15 protein-coding genes are annotated in these 14,822 nt (G+C 71.5%); 2 read left to right on the top strand and 13 right to left on the bottom strand.

Annotated features, from left to right (window positions below):
- Nucleotides 1-22 precede the first annotated feature (22 nt).
- From ACFZAM_RS11820 to mftA, 5 genes are all read right to left on the bottom strand, one after another.
- Nucleotides 23-859, bottom strand: a complete 837-nt coding sequence (locus ACFZAM_RS11820) for a mycofactocin-coupled SDR family oxidoreductase (RefSeq protein WP_355340961.1) — start codon at nt 857-859, stop codon at nt 23-25.
- 115 nt (nt 860-974) lie between these two features.
- A complete protein-coding gene (locus tag ACFZAM_RS11815; RefSeq protein WP_355340958.1) occupies nt 975-1,808 on the bottom strand; it encodes a mycofactocin-coupled SDR family oxidoreductase in 834 nt (277 codons plus the stop codon).
- Between the two features lie 125 nt (nt 1,809-1,933).
- Nucleotides 1,934-3,184: a mycofactocin radical SAM maturase gene (gene mftC / locus ACFZAM_RS11810; protein ID WP_391044980.1), complete on the bottom strand. Its 1,251-nt coding sequence runs from the start codon at nt 3,182-3,184 to the stop codon at nt 1,934-1,936.
- Between the two features lie 5 nt (nt 3,185-3,189).
- Nucleotides 3,190-3,504 (bottom strand): mycofactocin biosynthesis chaperone MftB, encoded by a 315-nt coding sequence (mftB, locus tag ACFZAM_RS11805; RefSeq protein WP_391044977.1) that lies wholly within the window; start codon nt 3,502-3,504, stop codon nt 3,190-3,192.
- An 11-nt stretch (nt 3,505-3,515) separates the two neighbouring features.
- On the bottom strand, nt 3,516-3,647 hold the full coding sequence (mftA, locus tag ACFZAM_RS11800; RefSeq protein ID WP_391044974.1) for a mycofactocin precursor MftA: 132 nt from the start codon (nt 3,645-3,647) through the stop codon (nt 3,516-3,518).
- Nucleotides 3,648-3,807: 160 nt separating this feature from the next.
- Between mftA and mftR the strand changes: the two genes are divergently transcribed.
- Nucleotides 3,808-4,386, top strand: coding sequence for a mycofactocin system transcriptional regulator (gene mftR, locus ACFZAM_RS11795; protein WP_355340949.1), 579 nt, complete (start codon nt 3,808-3,810; stop codon nt 4,384-4,386).
- A gap of 182 nt (nt 4,387-4,568) precedes the next feature.
- Here mftR and ACFZAM_RS11790 read toward each other — a convergent pair whose 3' ends face one another.
- From ACFZAM_RS11790 to ACFZAM_RS11770, 5 genes are all read right to left on the bottom strand, one after another.
- Nucleotides 4,569-7,091, bottom strand: coding sequence for an ATP-binding cassette domain-containing protein (locus tag ACFZAM_RS11790; protein WP_391044970.1), 2,523 nt, complete (start codon nt 7,089-7,091; stop codon nt 4,569-4,571).
- 74 nt (nt 7,092-7,165) lie between these two features.
- Nucleotides 7,166-7,522: a VOC family protein gene (locus ACFZAM_RS11785; RefSeq protein ID WP_391045635.1), complete on the bottom strand. Its 357-nt coding sequence runs from the start codon at nt 7,520-7,522 to the stop codon at nt 7,166-7,168.
- Between the two features lie 210 nt (nt 7,523-7,732).
- The gene (locus tag ACFZAM_RS11780; RefSeq protein WP_391045634.1) at nt 7,733-8,524 is read right to left on the bottom strand and encodes a metalloregulator ArsR/SmtB family transcription factor; all 792 of its coding nucleotides are present in this window, start codon (nt 8,522-8,524) and stop codon (nt 7,733-7,735) included.
- 209 nt (nt 8,525-8,733) lie between these two features.
- Nucleotides 8,734-9,498, bottom strand: coding sequence for an MgtC/SapB family protein (locus ACFZAM_RS11775; protein WP_391044968.1), 765 nt, complete (start codon nt 9,496-9,498; stop codon nt 8,734-8,736).
- 157 nt (nt 9,499-9,655) lie between these two features.
- A complete protein-coding gene (locus tag ACFZAM_RS11770) occupies nt 9,656-10,648 on the bottom strand; it encodes a zinc-binding dehydrogenase (RefSeq protein WP_391044965.1) in 993 nt (330 codons plus the stop codon).
- Nucleotides 10,649-10,780: 132 nt separating this feature from the next.
- Here ACFZAM_RS11770 and ACFZAM_RS11765 point away from each other — a divergent pair, with 132 nt between their 5' ends.
- Complete coding sequence (locus ACFZAM_RS11765) at nt 10,781-11,452, top strand: TetR family transcriptional regulator (protein WP_391044962.1); 672 nt, start codon at nt 10,781-10,783, stop codon at nt 11,450-11,452.
- A 50-nt stretch (nt 11,453-11,502) separates the two neighbouring features.
- Here the strand turns inward: ACFZAM_RS11765 and ACFZAM_RS11760 are convergent, their stop codons facing one another.
- From ACFZAM_RS11760 to ACFZAM_RS11750, 3 genes are all read right to left on the bottom strand, one after another.
- On the bottom strand, nt 11,503-12,495 hold the full coding sequence (locus ACFZAM_RS11760) for an ATP-binding cassette domain-containing protein (protein ID WP_391044959.1): 993 nt from the start codon (nt 12,493-12,495) through the stop codon (nt 11,503-11,505).
- Nucleotides 12,496-12,505: 10 nt separating this feature from the next.
- A complete protein-coding gene (locus ACFZAM_RS11755) occupies nt 12,506-13,543 on the bottom strand; it encodes an iron chelate uptake ABC transporter family permease subunit (RefSeq protein ID WP_391044957.1) in 1,038 nt (345 codons plus the stop codon).
- 161 nt (nt 13,544-13,704) lie between these two features.
- Nucleotides 13,705-14,817: an iron chelate uptake ABC transporter family permease subunit gene (locus tag ACFZAM_RS11750; protein ID WP_391044954.1), complete on the bottom strand. Its 1,113-nt coding sequence runs from the start codon at nt 14,815-14,817 to the stop codon at nt 13,705-13,707.
- Nucleotides 14,818-14,822: the final 5 nt, after the last annotated feature.

The raw sequence follows: 14,822 nt of genomic DNA, 5'->3' as shown, positions 1-14,822 counted from the left end.
CTCGACGTGGCTGACAGACCCGCTATTTGGCCGTCTGGCCCGCGTCGATCGGCAGGGTGACGCCGGTGACGTACCGCGCCTCGTCCGAGGCCAGCCACAGCACCGCGTTGGAGATGTCGACCGGCTCGACCCACGGGATCGGCAGCGCGTTCATCGAACCGAAGCGCGGGCCGAGATTCTCCTTGGTCCGCTCGGCCACCGGCAGGTCGGACGCGAACAGCTCGTACGTCGCCGAATTCTGGATCATGGGGGTGTCGACCGACGTGGGGTGCACGCTGTTGACCCGGATGCTGTCCGGGGCCAACTCCAGCGCCAGCGTGCGCATCAGGCCGACGACACCGTGCTTGGCGGCGACGTAGTGCCCGATGTTCTCCATCGCCATCAGCCCGGCCGTCGAGCTGGTCAGCACGATCGAACCGCCGTTGCCACCCGCCTTGATGTGCGGGATCGCCGCCTTCGCGGTGTGCCACACACCGGTGAGATTGACCTCGATCATGTCCTGGAACACCTGCTCGTCCAGCTCCGACATGGTGCCGAAGCTGAAGATGCCCGCGTTCGCCGAGACGATGTCCAGCCGTCCGAGCTGCGCGACCCCGGTGTCCACGGCTGCCTTCAGCGCCTCGAAGTCACGGACGTCCGCCTGTGCGGCGACGATCCGCCGGTCCAGCTTCTCCACCTCGCGTACGGTCTCCGCGAGGTCGTCGGGCGTCGCCATCGGGTACGGCACCGAGTCGATCTGCGACACGACATCGACGGCGATGATGTCCGCGCCCTCCTGCGCCAGGCGTATCGCGTGGCTGCGGCCCTGACCACGGGCGGCCCCGGTGACGAGTGCGACCTTTCCCTCTACACGCCCCATTGCGTGCTCACCTCTTTCTCTTTCGATGACGCTGTCGTTCTGCGAACCCCCGTGAACCCCCGCTGATCCCCGTGAGCCGTGTCGCGTTCTGCCGCGAACCGCCCCGCTCGCGGCCCTACTTGAGGAAGTTGCCGCCGTCGACGGGCAGCGTGACCCCGGTGACGTACCGGCCCTCGTCCGAGGCCAGCCACAGCAGGGCGTTGGAGATGTCCACCGGCTCCACCCACGGGATGGGCAGCGCGATGACCGACCGCGAGACCTCGGCGAAGTCCTCCGCGGTCGGGTGCTCCAGGTCGGGACGGAACAGCTTGTAGGTCATCTCGTTCTGGATCATGGCCGTGTCGACCTGGGTCGGATGGATGCTGTTGACCCGGATGCTGTCCGGGGCCAGCTCCAGCGCGAGCGTGCGCATCAGGCCGACGACGCCGTGCTTGGCGGCCACGTAGTGACCCGCGTGCGGATACGCGCGCAGGCCCGCCTCCGAGCTGGTCAGGATGATCGAGCCGCCGCGCCCGCCCGCCTTGAGGTGCGGGATCGCCGCCTTCGCGGTCTTCCACACGCCCGTCAGATTGATGTCGATGACATCGCGCCAGCGCTGGGCGTCCAGTACGTCGAGGGTGTCGGGTATGACGCCGATCCCGGCGTTCGCCGCGACGATGTCGAGCCGTCCGAGCTGCGCCACACCGTCGTCCACGGCGGCCTTCAGCGCCCCGAAGTCACGGACGTCCGCCTTCGTGGCCACGATCCGGCGGTCCAGCTTCTCCACCTGCCGTACGGTCTCGGCCAGGTCCTCGTCGGTGGCGCCCGGGTAACCGGCGCTCGGCACGTCCTCGCAGATGTCCACCGCGATGATGTCCGCGCCCTCCTGCGCCAGCCGCACCGCGTGGCTGCGGCCCTGACCGCGCGCGGCTCCGGTGATGAATGCGACCTTTCCTTCTACACGCCCCATTGCGTGCACCTTTCGTTACGGGTTGATTACTGTGAGTGATGTCCCCAAGGTGTGCCGAATCGATACGGTGGCCGGGCTCCGTGACCGGAACCGGCGGCCGGGCCGGTGGGGCGGTCCCGGAGTGCTCAGACCGGACGGAAACCGGCGAGCGGATCCTCCGCGCAGTCGCTGACGGGCGGCCGGTCCAGATCCTCACGACGGGTGAGGGTCAGCGGGACCGGTCCCCGGCGCGGTGCGGGGGAAGTACGGTGTGAGTGGTCGACGGACGACTTCGGGACGGGTGTGTGCTGCGTACGGTTCGCGAGCAGTTCCTCGCCGTAGCCCTGCACGCACTCCGGGTCCGGCCCGTCCAGCGGCAGGCCGGTGAAGAACTTGGCCGCCATGCACCCGCCCTTGCAGGTGTCGAAGAACTGGCAGGAGGTGCAGGCGCCGCCCGACTGGGGCTCGCGCAGGCCGCGGAACAGCTCGGACTCGCGCCATACCTCGGTGAAGCCGCCGGGCTGCCGGATGTTCCCGGCCAGGAACTCCTCGTGGATCGCGAACGGGCAGGCGTAGACGTCCCCGACCGGGTCGATCAGGCACACCACGCGTCCGGCGCCGCACAGATTCAGGCCGGGCAGCGCCTGCCCGTAGGCGGACAGGTGGAAGAAGGAGTCACCGGTCAGCACGCTGTCGCCGTGCGCCACCAGCCAGTCGTACAGCTCGCGCTGCTGGTCACGCGTCGGGTGCAGCTCGTCCCAGACGTCGGCGCCGCGCCCGGACGGGCGCAGCCGGGTCAGCCGGAGCTGGGCCCCGTACCGGTCGGCGATGGCCTTGAACTCGTCCATCTGGGGGATGTTGTGCCGGGTGCACACCACGGACAGCTTGAAGTTCCTCATCCCGGCGGCGGACAGATTCGCCATGGCGCGCAGCGCGGTGTCGTACGAACCGGGGCCGCGGACCGCGTCGTTGACCTCGGCGGTCGCGCCGTCGAGGGAGATCTGCACGTCGACGTAGGAGTTCTCGGCCAGCCGGGCCGCGACCTCCGGGGTGATCCGGACGCCGTTGGTGGAGAACTTCACGCCCACGTGGTGGGCGGTGGCGTAGTCGACCAACTCCCAGAAGTCGGGGCGGACCGTGGGCTCGCCGCCGCCGATGTTGACGTAGAAGACCTGCATGCGTTCCAGCTCGTCGATCACCGCCTCGGCCTCGGCCGTGGTGAGTTCGCGCGGATCGCGGCGGCCGGAGCTGGACAGGCAGTGCGTGCAGGACAGATTGCAGGCGTAGGTCAGTTCCCAGGTCAGGCAGATGGGCGCGTCGAGTCCGTACTCGAACAGGTCCACCAGCCGTTCGGCGCCGGGAGCGCGGGCGGGGGCATCCGTGGTCGTCGTGGTCATGGGGCTCACGGGGTCCTTTCCACCACCATCGACGACCTGGCGAGGGTCGCGAGGGCGCGGCCGTACCGCGGCACGTCGGCTTCGGTGACCCCGGCCGCCGAGCAGGCGGCCCGTGCCGTGGGGGAGTCCTTGAGGGACTGGACGACCGACAGCAGTCGCCGGTCCTTGAGGAACGAGAGTTTGCGCGTTCCGAAGTGGTACAGCAGGGCGCCGAACGGTTCCGGCCGGACCGAGACCTGCGGGTGCAGATCCCAGGGGCGGTCGAGATCCATGCCGGGCGCCGGGTCCGGGGCGTTCACCGGACGGTCCGTGCCGCTCATGGCGGGGCGGCTCAGTAGACGCCGCACATGCCGTCGATCGAGACCTCTTCGACCAGGTCGTCGGCCTCGATCACGGAATCCGCGGTGACATCCGCGTCGGCGGCACGCGGCTCGCCGGGCTCCTTGAGCTGAAGCTCTTCCATACCATGGCTCCTCAGTCGGGCGATGGTCGCAGGCGGGGTTGTTGTCGTCCGCCGTGCCTTCAATAATGTTCAGACTAATGGCACCCGGTGCCAAATGGAAGAAGGAAAATCCGTGAGGTCCCCAGCCGACTCTCCGAAACCGCCGTCGACCAGCACTCGCATGGGGCGTCAGCCCTCCACGACGGTGGACGAGCTGAGCCATGTGGCGCTGGAGCTGTTCGCCGAGCGCGGCTTCGCCGAGACGACGGTGGACGACATCGCCGCCGCCTGCGGCATCGGCCGCCGGACGTTCTTCCGCTACTTCCCGTCCAAGAACGACGTGCCCTGGGGTGACTTCGACGCCCTGGTGGAACGGATGCGCCGCTACCTCCAGCGCACCCCGCCGGACATGGCGCTGGCCGAGGCGCTGCGCGGCGCCATCGTGGAGTTCAACCGCTTCCCGGCCAGCGTCGTCCAGGACCACCGGCTGCGGATGTCCCTGCTGCTGAACGTGCCGACGCTGGTCGCGCACTCCACGCTGCGGTACGCCACCTGGCGGCAAGCCATCGCCGAGTACGCGGCCCGCAGGCTCGGGGTGGACGAGGACGACATGCGGCCGCAGGTGATCGCCTGGGCGGCGCTGGCCGCCTCGCTGTCGGCCTACGAGCAGTGGCTCAAGGACGAGGACGCGGATCTGCCGGCCCTGCTGGGCTCGGCCTTCGACATCCTCGGCGAGACCTTCTCCGGCGAGGGGCGCTGAGCCGCGCTGCGGGCAAGGGCGTTGTGCCGGGCTCGGGTCCAGGGGGTCGAGCCCGGCTCCCGGCGAAGGGCGCTGAGTCGGGCCTCGATCGCGGGTGTTGAGCGTGTCCTCGGCCAGCCGCGGTGCGCCTGGCCGTCGTTGGCGTGAGCGCACCGCAAGGTCGGGCGTCCGCGGCGGGTACGTCAGGCGCCGACGTACGCCGCGAGGTGTTCCCCGGTGAGGGTCGAGGCGTCCGCGACCAGGTCGGCGGGGGTGCCCTCGAAGATGACCCGGCCGCCGTGGTGACCCGCGCCGGGGCCCAGGTCGATGATCCAGTCGGCGTGCGCCATCACCGCCTGATGGTGCTCGATGACGACGACGGACTTGCCGGAGTCGACCAACCGGTCCAGCAGGCCCAGCAGTTGCTCCACATCGGCGAGGTGCAGGCCGGTGGTCGGCTCGTCCAGCACATACACACCGCCCTTGTCCGACATGTGCGTGGCCAGCTTCAGCCGCTGCCGCTCGCCACCGGACAGCGTGGTGAGCGGCTGGCCGATGCCCAGATAGCCCAGGCCCACATCGGCCAGGCGCCGCAGGACGGCGTGCGCCGCGGGGGTGTGCGCCTCGCCGCCGCCGAAGAACTCCTCGGCCTCGGCCACCGACATCGCCAGCACCTCGCTGATGTCGCGCCCGCCGAAGCGGTAGTCGAGCACCGACGCCTCGAACCGCTTCCCCTCGCACTCCTCGCACGTGGTCGCGACCCCGGCCATCATCCCCAGGTCGGTGTAGACGACACCCGCGCCGTTGCACGTCGGGCAGGCGCCCTCGGAGTTGGCGCTGAACAGCGCGGGCTTCACCCCGTTGGCCTTCGCGAACGCCTTGCGGATCGGGTCGAGCAGCCCGGTGTACGTCGCCGGGTTGGAGCGCCGCGAGCCGCGGATCGCGCCCTGGTCGATCGACACCACCGCCGTGCTGTCGGCGCCCTTGACCTGCGCGCCCTTGACCAGTGAGCCGTGGATGAGCGAGCTCTTGCCGGAGCCCGCGACACCGGTCACGACGACCAGCACGCCGAGGGGGACATCGACGTCGACACCGCGCAGATTGTTCGTGGTCGCGCCGCGGATCTCCAGCGCGCCGGCCGGTTCGCGGACCGTCTTCTTGAGTGAGGACCGGTCGTCGAAGTGCCGCCCGGTGAGGGTGCCACTGGTCCGCAGCCCGTCGAGGCCGCCCTCGAAGCAGACCGCGCCGCCCGCCGTACCGGCGCCGGGCCCCAGGTCGACCACATGGTCGGCGATGGCGATCGTCTCCGGCTTGTGCTCCACGACGAGCACCGTGTTGCCCTTGTCTCGCAGCCGCAGCAGCAGGTCGTTCATCCGCTGGATGTCGTGCGGGTGCAGACCGGCGGTCGGCTCGTCGAAGACGTACGTGATGTCGGTGAGCGCCGACCCGAGGTGCCGGATCATCTTCACGCGCTGCGCCTCGCCGCCGGACAGCGTGCCCGCGGGCCGGTCGAGCGCGAGATAGCCGAGGCCGATCTCCACGAACGAGTCGAGGGTCCGGAGCAGCGCGGTCAGCAGCGGGGCGACCGAGGGCTCCTTCAGCTCGCGGACCCACTCGGCCAGGTCACTGATCTGCATCGCGCAGGCGTCGGCGATGCTGATCCGCTTGATCTTCGAGGACCTGGCGCCCTCGCTGAGCCGGGTGCCGTCGCACTCGGGGCAGGTGGCGAAGGCGACCGCCCGCTCCACGAACGCCCGGATGTGCGGCTGCATCGCCTCCTTGTCCTTGGAGAGCATCGACTTCTGGATCCGGGGGATCAGCCCCTCGTACGTCATGTTGATGCCCGCGATCTTCATCCGCGTCGGCTCGCGGTGCAGGAAGTCGTGCAGCTCCCTCTTGGTGTACTTGCGGATCGGCTTGTCCGGGTCGACGAAGCCGGACTCCTTGTACAGCCGCATGTTCCAGCCGTCCGAGCCGTAGCCGGGGATGGTGATCGCGCCTTCGGAGAGCGACTTCGTGTCGTCGTAGAGCTGTGCGAGGTCGATGTCGGAGACCGTGCCCCGGCCCTCGCAGCGCGTGCACATGCCGCCGGTCCGGTGGAAGGTCGCCTTCACCGCCGTCTTCGAGCCGCGCTCCACGGTGATCGCGCCGCTCGCGCTGACCGAGGGGACGTTGAACGCGTAGGCGCCGGGCGGGCCGATGTGGGGCTTGCCGAGGCGGCTGAAGAGGATCCGCAGCATCGCGTTCGCGTCGGTGGCGGTGCCGACCGTCGACCGCGGGTCGGCGCCCATCCGCTGCTGGTCGACGGTGATCACCGTGGTCAGCCCGTCCAGCACGTCGACGTCGGGGCGTGCCGTGGTCGGCATGAAGCCCTGCACGAAGGCGCTGTAGGTCTCATTGATCAGCCGCTGCGACTCGGCGGCGATCGTGCTGAACACCAGCGAGCTCTTGCCGGAACCGGAGACCCCCGTGAACACCGTCAGACGGCGCTTGGGGATCTCGATGCTGACGTCTTTCAGATTGTTCACCCGCGCGCCGTGCACACGGATCAGGTCGTGGCTGTCGGCCGGACGCACCGCGGACGCCCGGGTCGTCCCGGCGCTTTCCGCGGTCTCGTCCGCGCCGACGGGTGCGGCGATCCTGGCCGGCTTGGCGGTTTTGGCGGTCCTGGCGGTCTTGGTGGTTGCCGCGGCTGTCGGCCTGGCCGTCTTCTTCGCCGTGCTCATCGTCTCTCCATGACGTCAGGTCGACCGGCGGGCGTCGTCACCCGGCGCGTGGCCGGACTCGCGCGGGTCGGCGGTCATCGGTCCTGGAGGATACCGAGGACATTGCCGTCGGGGTCGGTGACGGTGGCCACCAGCCGGCCGCCGCCCACGTCCGACGCCGCGTCCTTCACGGTGGCGCCCGCGGCGGTCAGCTCGGCCAGCTTCGCCTCGATGTCCGACACCTCCCAGTACACCACCGGGGACGTCAGACCCTGCGGGCCGCCGCCCGGCACCAGCCCGATGTGCTGGTCCCCGGTCTCGAAGCCCACGTAGTACGACTCGTCGGTCTGCGGCTCGATGCCGAGCAGCGCCGAGTACACCGCCTTCGCCTTCGGCAGGTCGGACACGGGGTGCAGCACGGTCTTGATGCCCTGGGTGGTGGTGCCGGTCATGATCGCTCCTGTGGTCGCGGGCCGCATGGACCCGGTGTTTCCGTGCCGAGGTCCCCAGACGTTCTGGGGCTCGGCGTCCATGCGATTCACGCTACGGGCGGGCGCCGGGATTCGCTTCTCCATTCCTGACCGGTCCCGCGCCGCCCTCGTGACCGGCCCTTTCCCGCCGGGGCCCGAGGCCCGGTGGCCGGGGCCCCGCGCCCGGTGTGCTCAGGCGCGGGCGGTGGGGGACATCTCCCAGGGCGCCTGCGGCAGCACCTCACCGGTTTCGAGCAGCGACTTGAGGTTGGCCAGCACGGCGGGCCAGCCCCGCGAGATGCCGTTGAACATGTCCGTATTGGCCAGCTTCTCGTGGGTCACGGTCAGCCGCACGATGTCCTGGTGCGGCTCGACGAGGAAGGTGACCTCCGACGGCTCGCGCGGCGGCTCCTTGCCGACGGAGTCCTCGAAGGTGAGGACCAGGCGCGTGGGCGGCTCGGCCTCCCGCACCTGGCCGACGGCGTCCACGGCGCCCGAGCCGTCGGCGCGGCGGTGCTCCCAGGCCGAGCCCGGCCGCCAGTCCGAGACGTTGGCGTGTCCCCAGTACCGCGCGGTCAGATCGGCGTCGGTGAGGGCACGCCACACCTGCTCGGGCGTCGCCCGGATGTAGGTGACGTAGACATAGGTCGGTACGGATACGGATTCGTCGGTCATGGCGTTCTCCTCTGCCAGGTTCTTGATGGCGCTCAGGGCCCGCAGCCGGGGCTTGTCGAACCCCGAGATCCAGCGTTCCTCGATGTCGTGGATGGGTGCCGGATTCAGGTAATGCAGCCGCTCCCGCCCACGGCGCACCACGGTCACGAGATTGGCCTGCCCGAGCAGGTCGAGATGCTGCGTCACCGACTGGCGGGCCATGCCGAGACGCTCGCACAGCTCACGCAGCGTCTGACCGTTCTGTTCCCGCAGCCGGTCCAGCAGGAGTCGCCTGGTCGGGTCGGCCAGTGCTTTGAAGACCGGGTCCATCTCGCTCGGTTCTGGGCTCACCTCTCCATTATGCAGGTATCTGCCTGCCTATTGTCAACGACGCAGGTCAGGGGCGAGGTCAGTGGCGAGGGCAGTGGTGCGGGCCAGCGACGTGGGCCCGATGGCTCAGCTCGGGAGTCGGCCCGGCGGCACCGTCCACGGGCGCCGGGCACCACGCTGTTGGGGCAGGGACGAGGGCGCGTCCCCGGTCAGTCGTCGGATTCGTCGGCGACCGACGAGACGCTCAGCAATTCCTCGAACTCGGACAGGCCCGCGACCAGGTGTTCGGGGCTGCCGGTGCCCTCGACGTCGACCGCGACCAGGGCGGTGCCGCCCTCGGTGGGGTGCCAGTTCTCGTCGTCGGGGTGCTGGGCGGCGCGGTCGACGCGGACCTGGACGACGCGGAAGCCCTGGGTGGCGGTGTATTCGAGGACGCGGGTGAGGACGCCGGTGCCGATCCGGTACGCGAGGTGGATGCGGGTGCGCTCGGGGGTGGCGAGGACCGGGACCCGGCGGGTGAGCCACGGGTAGCCCTGGACGACCAGGAAGTGCGCGAGGGTGACTCCTATGGCCAGCAGCGGGAGACCGCCGCCGCAGGCCATGCCGACCGCGCAGGTGAGCCAGACCGTCGCCGCGGTGGTGAGGCCGCGGACGGCGTCGCGCCGTACGAAGATCAGGCCGCCGCCGATGAAGCCGATGCCCGAGACGATCTGGGCGGCCACCCGCGACGGGTCGAACGAGACGGCCTGCAAGCCCAGCACGGCGTTGAACCCGTGCTGGGACACCTCCATGAACAGCGCGCTGCCGACACCGACGAGGGTGTGGGTGCGCAGTCCCGCGCTCTTCTGCTGCGTGGCGCGCTCGGCGCCGATCAGGGTGGACAGCAGCAGGGCGAGGCCCAACTCGGCGAACTGCCTGGCCCCTTGGCCCGCACCGGGATCGAAAAGCGGCAGAGCGAACGAAATATGCTGCATGAGGAGATCCTGCCACTGGCCACGGCGGCGGCGCGGAACCGGCTCTCCCACGCCCGGTTGGGCGGATCAGCGCATCAACCGATGAGCGCGTAACGGGACGGGCGGCCTGGGGAGCCCGCGCCGCGAGCGACTGCCCAGCTCCGGACGGCGGTTCGGGTTACGGCGTCAGGACGATCCGGCCGAACACCTCGCCCGCGTCCATCTTCCGGTGCGCCAGCGCGGCCTGCTCCAGCGGCAGCACCTCGTGCACCGCGAGAGGCAGCTCGCCGCGGCTCGCGGCGGCGAACTGCGTGGTACGCACGGCGGTCAGATCCGCCGCGGCCACGGTGTCGGTGCTGAAGGTGGCGAACGACAGGGACTTCTGGAAGGCCGCGATCATCGCCATGCCGAAGTCGGCGGGCGGCGGCCCGCCGACCACGCCCACGGCCACCATGCGGCCGTTCGGCCGGAGCCGGCCGAAGAAGGACGGCAGGTCCGCGCCCGCGACGATGTCGATGATGACGTCGTATCCCCCCGGAGCGTCGTCGGAAATGTCGTCGGCACCGGAACCGCTGCCCATGGTGTCGCCCGAGCGGTCCAGCACACGCGTCGCGCCGAGTGCGCGCAGCCGCTCGCCCCGCTCGGCCGACGATGTCGTGACCGCCACCGCGGCGGCGCCCGCGCGGGACGCCAGATGGACCGTCATGATCCCGATGCTGCCCGCCGCGCCGCGCACCAGAACCGACTCGCCGGGGGCGAAGCGGGCGTGGGCCAGCGCGAAATGGGCCACCGCGCCCGAGTTGCCGAGCGTCACCGCGTCCACCGCCGACAGCCCGTCGGGCAGCGCGAGGACCGCCTCGACCGGGACGGCCGCCTGCTCGGCGTAACCGCCGCTGAGCCCGGTGAACGCCCACACGCGCCGCCCGATCCACGACGTGTCGACGCCGTCGCCGACCGCGGTCACCGTACCGGCCGCCTCGCTGCCGAGGATGTGCCCCTCCTTGAAGCCGTACGAGGCCAGCGTGCCCCTGCGGATCACGGCGTCCACGCCGCCGACACCGCTCGCCTCGACGCCGATCAGCACCTGCCCGGCGGCGGGCGCCGGGGCGGGGAGGTCGACGACCGCCATGCCCTCGGGGCCGCCGAACGTCTCGATCGCGACTGCCTTCACCGTCTGCTCCCTGCGCTGGTCCACGGCCGGTCCCGGCCCTCGTGGTCCGCGCCCGTCCGGAACCCGGCGGCCCGCGGACCTGGTGCTTCGGACGGTAACGGACGCCGCCGTCCGTTTGGCTAAAGTGAGAGCGTGACCGACGAATTGCCTCACACCCTGCGCTCCGACGCCCTCGACAACCGCGAGCGCATCCTCGAGGCGGCCCGCGAGGTGTTCGCGACCGAAGGGCTGAATGTGCCGATGCGGGAGATCGCCCGGCGCGCCGGAGTCGGCCCCGCCACCCTCTACCGCCGCTTCCCGACCAAGGAGACGCTGGTCACCGAGGCGTTCACCGGTCAGTTGCGGGCCTGCCACGACATCGTGGACGAAGGGCTCGCCGACCCGGATCCCTGGCGCGGCCTCTGCCTGGTGATCGAGAGGATCTGCGAGCTGCACGCCCGCGACCGCGGCTTCACCGCGGCCTTCATGTCGACGTTCCCGCACGCCGTCGACTTCGACGCGGGCCGCGAGTACGCGCTGAAGGCGGTCGCGGAACTGGCCGCCCGCGCCAAGTCCACCGGCCGCCTGCGCCCCGACTTCGTGCTGGACGACCTGATCCTCGTCCTCATGGCCAACAGCGGCATCCACGCGCCGTCACCCGCGGCCCGCGTCGCGGCCTCCCGGCGCTTCGCCGCCTTCGCGATCCAGGCGTTCCGGGCGTCCCCGCAGCACGCGCCGCTCCCGCCCGCGGCACGGCTGTCACCCGTACCGCCGGTCATCCCCGTGGCGCCCGCCCGTACGCCGACCGCCGCGCCCCGCCGCTAGAAGGTCCGTCCCGGCAGAAGCTCCGGCCCGCGTACGTCAGCCGGTAGCGGTCAGTCGGTAGCGGTCGGCCGGTGTACGCGGTGGCGGCCGATCGGGAGGATCAGCGGGGTCCGCGAGACCTCGTCGGTGACGATGCGGCACTCCATGCCGAAGATGTCGCGGACGGTGTCCTCGGTGACGACCTCCGAGGGCGGGCCCTCCGCGGCGATCCGGCCGTCCTTCATCGCGATGAGGTGATCGCCGTACCGGCAGGCGAGGTTGAGGTCGTGGAGGACCGTGACGACGGTGGCGCCGCGCTGCCGGTTGAGGTCGGTGACCAGGTCGAGGACCTCGACCTGGTGGGGGAGGTCGAGATACGTGGTCGGCTCGTCGAGGAGCAGGACGCCCGTGCGCTGGGCGAGGGCGACGGCGATCCACACGCGCTGCCGCTGGCCGCCGGACAGTTCGTCCACCGAGCGCTCGGCCAGGTCGAGGGTGTCGGTGGCGGTCAGGGCCTCGGCGACGGCCTCGTCGTCGGTGGCCGTCCAGCGCCGGAACCAGCCCTGGTGCGGATAGCGTCCGCGCCCGACCAGGTCGATGACGCGGATGCCGTCCGGCGCGACCGGGGTCTGCGGAAGGATGCCGAGCCGGGCGGCGACCTGACGGGTGGGCAGGCGGTGGATGTCCTGTCCGTCGAGCAGGACCTCGCCCGAGGTCGGCGCGAGCAGCCGGGCGAGGCCGCGCAGCAGGGTGGACTTGCCGCAGGCGTTGGGGCCGACGATCATCGTCACCTGTCCGGCGGGGATGTCGGCGGTGATGCCGGTGACCACGGGCCGCTGGTCGTAGCCGAGCCGCAGGTCACGGGCGGCGAGCGTGCTGGGCGCGTCCACCGCGCCCTTCCCGTACGTCTCGGCCCGCGTGTCGGCCTCCCGCTTCCCGTACGTCTCGGCCTCCCGCTTCCCGTACGTGTCGCCCCCCCTGCCGTACGCCTCCGCCGCGCCGGATACGCCGTCCGTCGCGGCGGCCGGCCGCGCGGGCGCGCCCTGCTCTGTCGTGTCCGTCATCGCGGTGTCCTCATCCTCCCTGCCCGACCCGGTTGGCCCGGGCCAGCAGCCACAGCAGACCCGGGGCGCCGAGCACCCCGGTGATCACACCGACCGGGAATTCGGTCGGGCCCAGCAGGTGCTGCCCGGCGAAGTCGCAGCCGAGCATGATGACCGCGCCGGTCAGCGCGGACAGTGTCAGCGCGGGACCCCGGCCGTGCACCAGACGGCGGGCGACGGGACCGGAGAGAAAGGCGACGAAGGCGACCGGCCCGGTCGCCGCCGTGGCGACCGCGGCCAGACAGACCGCGAGGCCGATCAGCACCAGGCGGCTGCGCTCGACGCGTACCCCGAGGCCGGTCGCGCTGTCGTCGCCGAGCCCGAGCACCGGCAGCGAACGCACCGCCAGACAGACCGCGGGCAGCAGCGGCAGCAGGCACAGCAACAGGGCGCGGGCGAGCGGCCAGTCCGCGCCGTTGAGGCTGCCGGTGAGCCAGAGCAGGGCCTGCTGCGCGGTGTAGATGTCGGCCCTGGTCAGCAGGAAGGACACGATGCTGGAGAGCCCCGCGGCCACGCCGATGCCGACCAGTACGAGCCGGTAGCCGGTCACCCCGCGCCGCCAGGCCAGCAGATAGATCGCCAGCGCGGTGGCCAGCGCGCCCGCCACGGCGAGTCCCGACACCGTCGCGCCGCCGAGCCCGAACACGACGATCGCCACCACGGCCGCCGCGCTCGCCCCGGAGGTGATCCCGATGACGTCGGGGCTGGCCAGCGGATTGCGGATCAGCGTCTGGAACACCGCGCCCGACAGGCCGAACGCGGCGCCCGCCGCGACCGCGGTGACGGCCCGCGGCAGCCGCACCTTCAGCACGATGAAGTCGGTGGCCGCGTCGCCCCGCCCGGCCAGCGAGCGCAGCACGTCGGACAGCGGGACGGAGTAGCTGCCGACGCACAGCGAGGCGCACAGCAGAGCGACGGCGCACAGCACGAGGACGAGTGCGACGGCGCTGGTACGCGCCCTCGGCCGGCGCCGCGCGGCCCGTATCGCGCGCAGGGTGTCGGCAGGCACCGTCGTCGAGATCGTGCGGTCCGAAGCGGCGCTGTCCGAAGTGGCGGCGTCCGCAACGGCGCTGTCCGATCCGGCGCGGCCGGTCGGCGGTTCGGGGGTCGGCGGTTCGGGGGTCCGCGGTCCGGGCGGCACGGACGTCTGCGGGTGGGAGGTCGGTCTCACTAGAGCCCCGCCTGCCTTCCGCGCCGGACCAGCACGATGAGCACCGGCGCACCGAGCACCGCGGTGACGATGCCGACCTGGATCTCGCCGGGCCTGGCCACGATGCGGCCGAGGACGTCGGAGACCAGCAGCAGAGCCGGGGCGATGAACAGCGAGTACGGCAGGATCCAGCGGTGGTCGGGGCCGGTGAAGGAGCGGACGACGTGCGGAACGGTCAGCCCGACGAAGCCGATGGGACCGGCGAGCGCGGTCGCGGCGCCGCACAGCAGCACCACGGACACCGCGCAGAAGATCCGGGCGGCGGCGATGTTCGCGCCGAGCCCGCGGGCGGTGTCGTCGCCGAGGCTCAGGGTGTTGAGCAGCCGTCCCGATCCCAGCGCGCACACCGCGCCGACCAGGAGGAACGGTCCCGCCTGGTAGGCCACCGGGAGATCGCGCCCGGCCAGCGAGCCGACCTCCCAGAACCGGAACCGGTCGAACGTCGCGGTGTCGGTGAGCAGGACGGCGGTGGTGAGGGAGGTCAGCCCCGCGCTGACGGCGGCGCCCGACAACGCCAGCTTGACCGGTGTCGCGCCCTCCCGGCCGAGCGAGCCGACCGAGTAGACCAGCAGGGCCGCCGCCGCGGCGCCCACGAAGCCGAACCACACGTAGCCGGTGAAGGAGGTGATCCCGAAGACGCTGATCGCGGTGACGACGGCGAGCGAGGCCCCGGCGTTGACGCCCAGCAGGCCGGGATCGGCCAGCGGGTTGCGGGTCAGACCCTGCATCACCGTCCCCGCCAGGCCCAGCGCCGCACCGGCCATCAGACCGACGACCGTACGCGGCAGCCGCAGCGAGGTGACGATGGTCTGGTCGTCGTTGCCGGAGTCGTGGTGGAAGACGGTGTCCAGGACCGTGCCCAGGGGGACGGACTTGGCGCCGATCGCCAGGCTCGCGCCGACCGCGAGGGCGAGCACGACCGCGGCGACGATCAGGCCGGCGCCGAGCGCGGCCGTACGATCACGGCGGGGTGAACCGTGCGCGTTCGCGGGGGAGCCGGTCGCGGCCGGGACGGGAGGAGTCCCGTCGGCCGGTACCGGGGCGGGCCCGCTGCGGGCTCGCAAGACGTTCATGGGCC

The sequence above is a fragment of the Streptomyces sp. NPDC008079 genome, assembly GCF_042957385.1.
Lineage (GTDB): Bacteria > Actinomycetota > Actinomycetes > Streptomycetales > Streptomycetaceae > Actinacidiphila.
This window is presented reverse-complemented; position numbering and strand designations above follow the sequence as displayed.

Excerpts from the sequence above, each read along its gene's own strand:
- ACFZAM_RS11820 (WP_355340961.1), bottom strand. The coding sequence starts at position 859 with ATGGGGCGTGTAGAGGGAAAGGTCGCACTCGTCACCGGGGCCGCCCGT.
- ACFZAM_RS11815 (WP_355340958.1), bottom strand. The coding sequence starts at position 1,808 with ATGGGGCGTGTAGAAGGAAAGGTCGCATTCATCACCGGAGCCGCGCGC.
- mftC (WP_391044980.1), bottom strand. The coding sequence starts at position 3,184 with ATGACCACGACGACCACGGATGCCCCCGCCCGCGCTCCCGGCGCCGAA.
- mftB (WP_391044977.1), bottom strand. The coding sequence starts at position 3,504 with ATGAGCGGCACGGACCGTCCGGTGAACGCCCCGGACCCGGCGCCCGGC.
- mftA (WP_391044974.1), bottom strand. The coding sequence starts at position 3,647 with ATGGAAGAGCTTCAGCTCAAGGAGCCCGGCGAGCCGCGTGCCGCCGAC.
- mftR (WP_355340949.1), top strand. The coding sequence starts at position 3,808 with ATGGGGCGTCAGCCCTCCACGACGGTGGACGAGCTGAGCCATGTGGCG.
- ACFZAM_RS11790 (WP_391044970.1), bottom strand. The coding sequence starts at position 7,091 with ATGAGCACGGCGAAGAAGACGGCCAGGCCGACAGCCGCGGCAACCACC.
- ACFZAM_RS11785 (WP_391045635.1), bottom strand. The coding sequence starts at position 7,522 with ATGACCGGCACCACCACCCAGGGCATCAAGACCGTGCTGCACCCCGTG.
- ACFZAM_RS11780 (WP_391045634.1), bottom strand. The coding sequence starts at position 8,524 with ATGGACCCGGTCTTCAAAGCACTGGCCGACCCGACCAGGCGACTCCTG.
- ACFZAM_RS11775 (WP_391044968.1), bottom strand. The coding sequence starts at position 9,498 with ATGCAGCATATTTCGTTCGCTCTGCCGCTTTTCGATCCCGGTGCGGGC.
- ACFZAM_RS11760 (WP_391044959.1), bottom strand. The coding sequence starts at position 12,495 with ATGACGGACACGACAGAGCAGGGCGCGCCCGCGCGGCCGGCCGCCGCG.
- ACFZAM_RS11750 (WP_391044954.1), bottom strand. The coding sequence starts at position 14,817 with ATGAACGTCTTGCGAGCCCGCAGCGGGCCCGCCCCGGTACCGGCCGAC.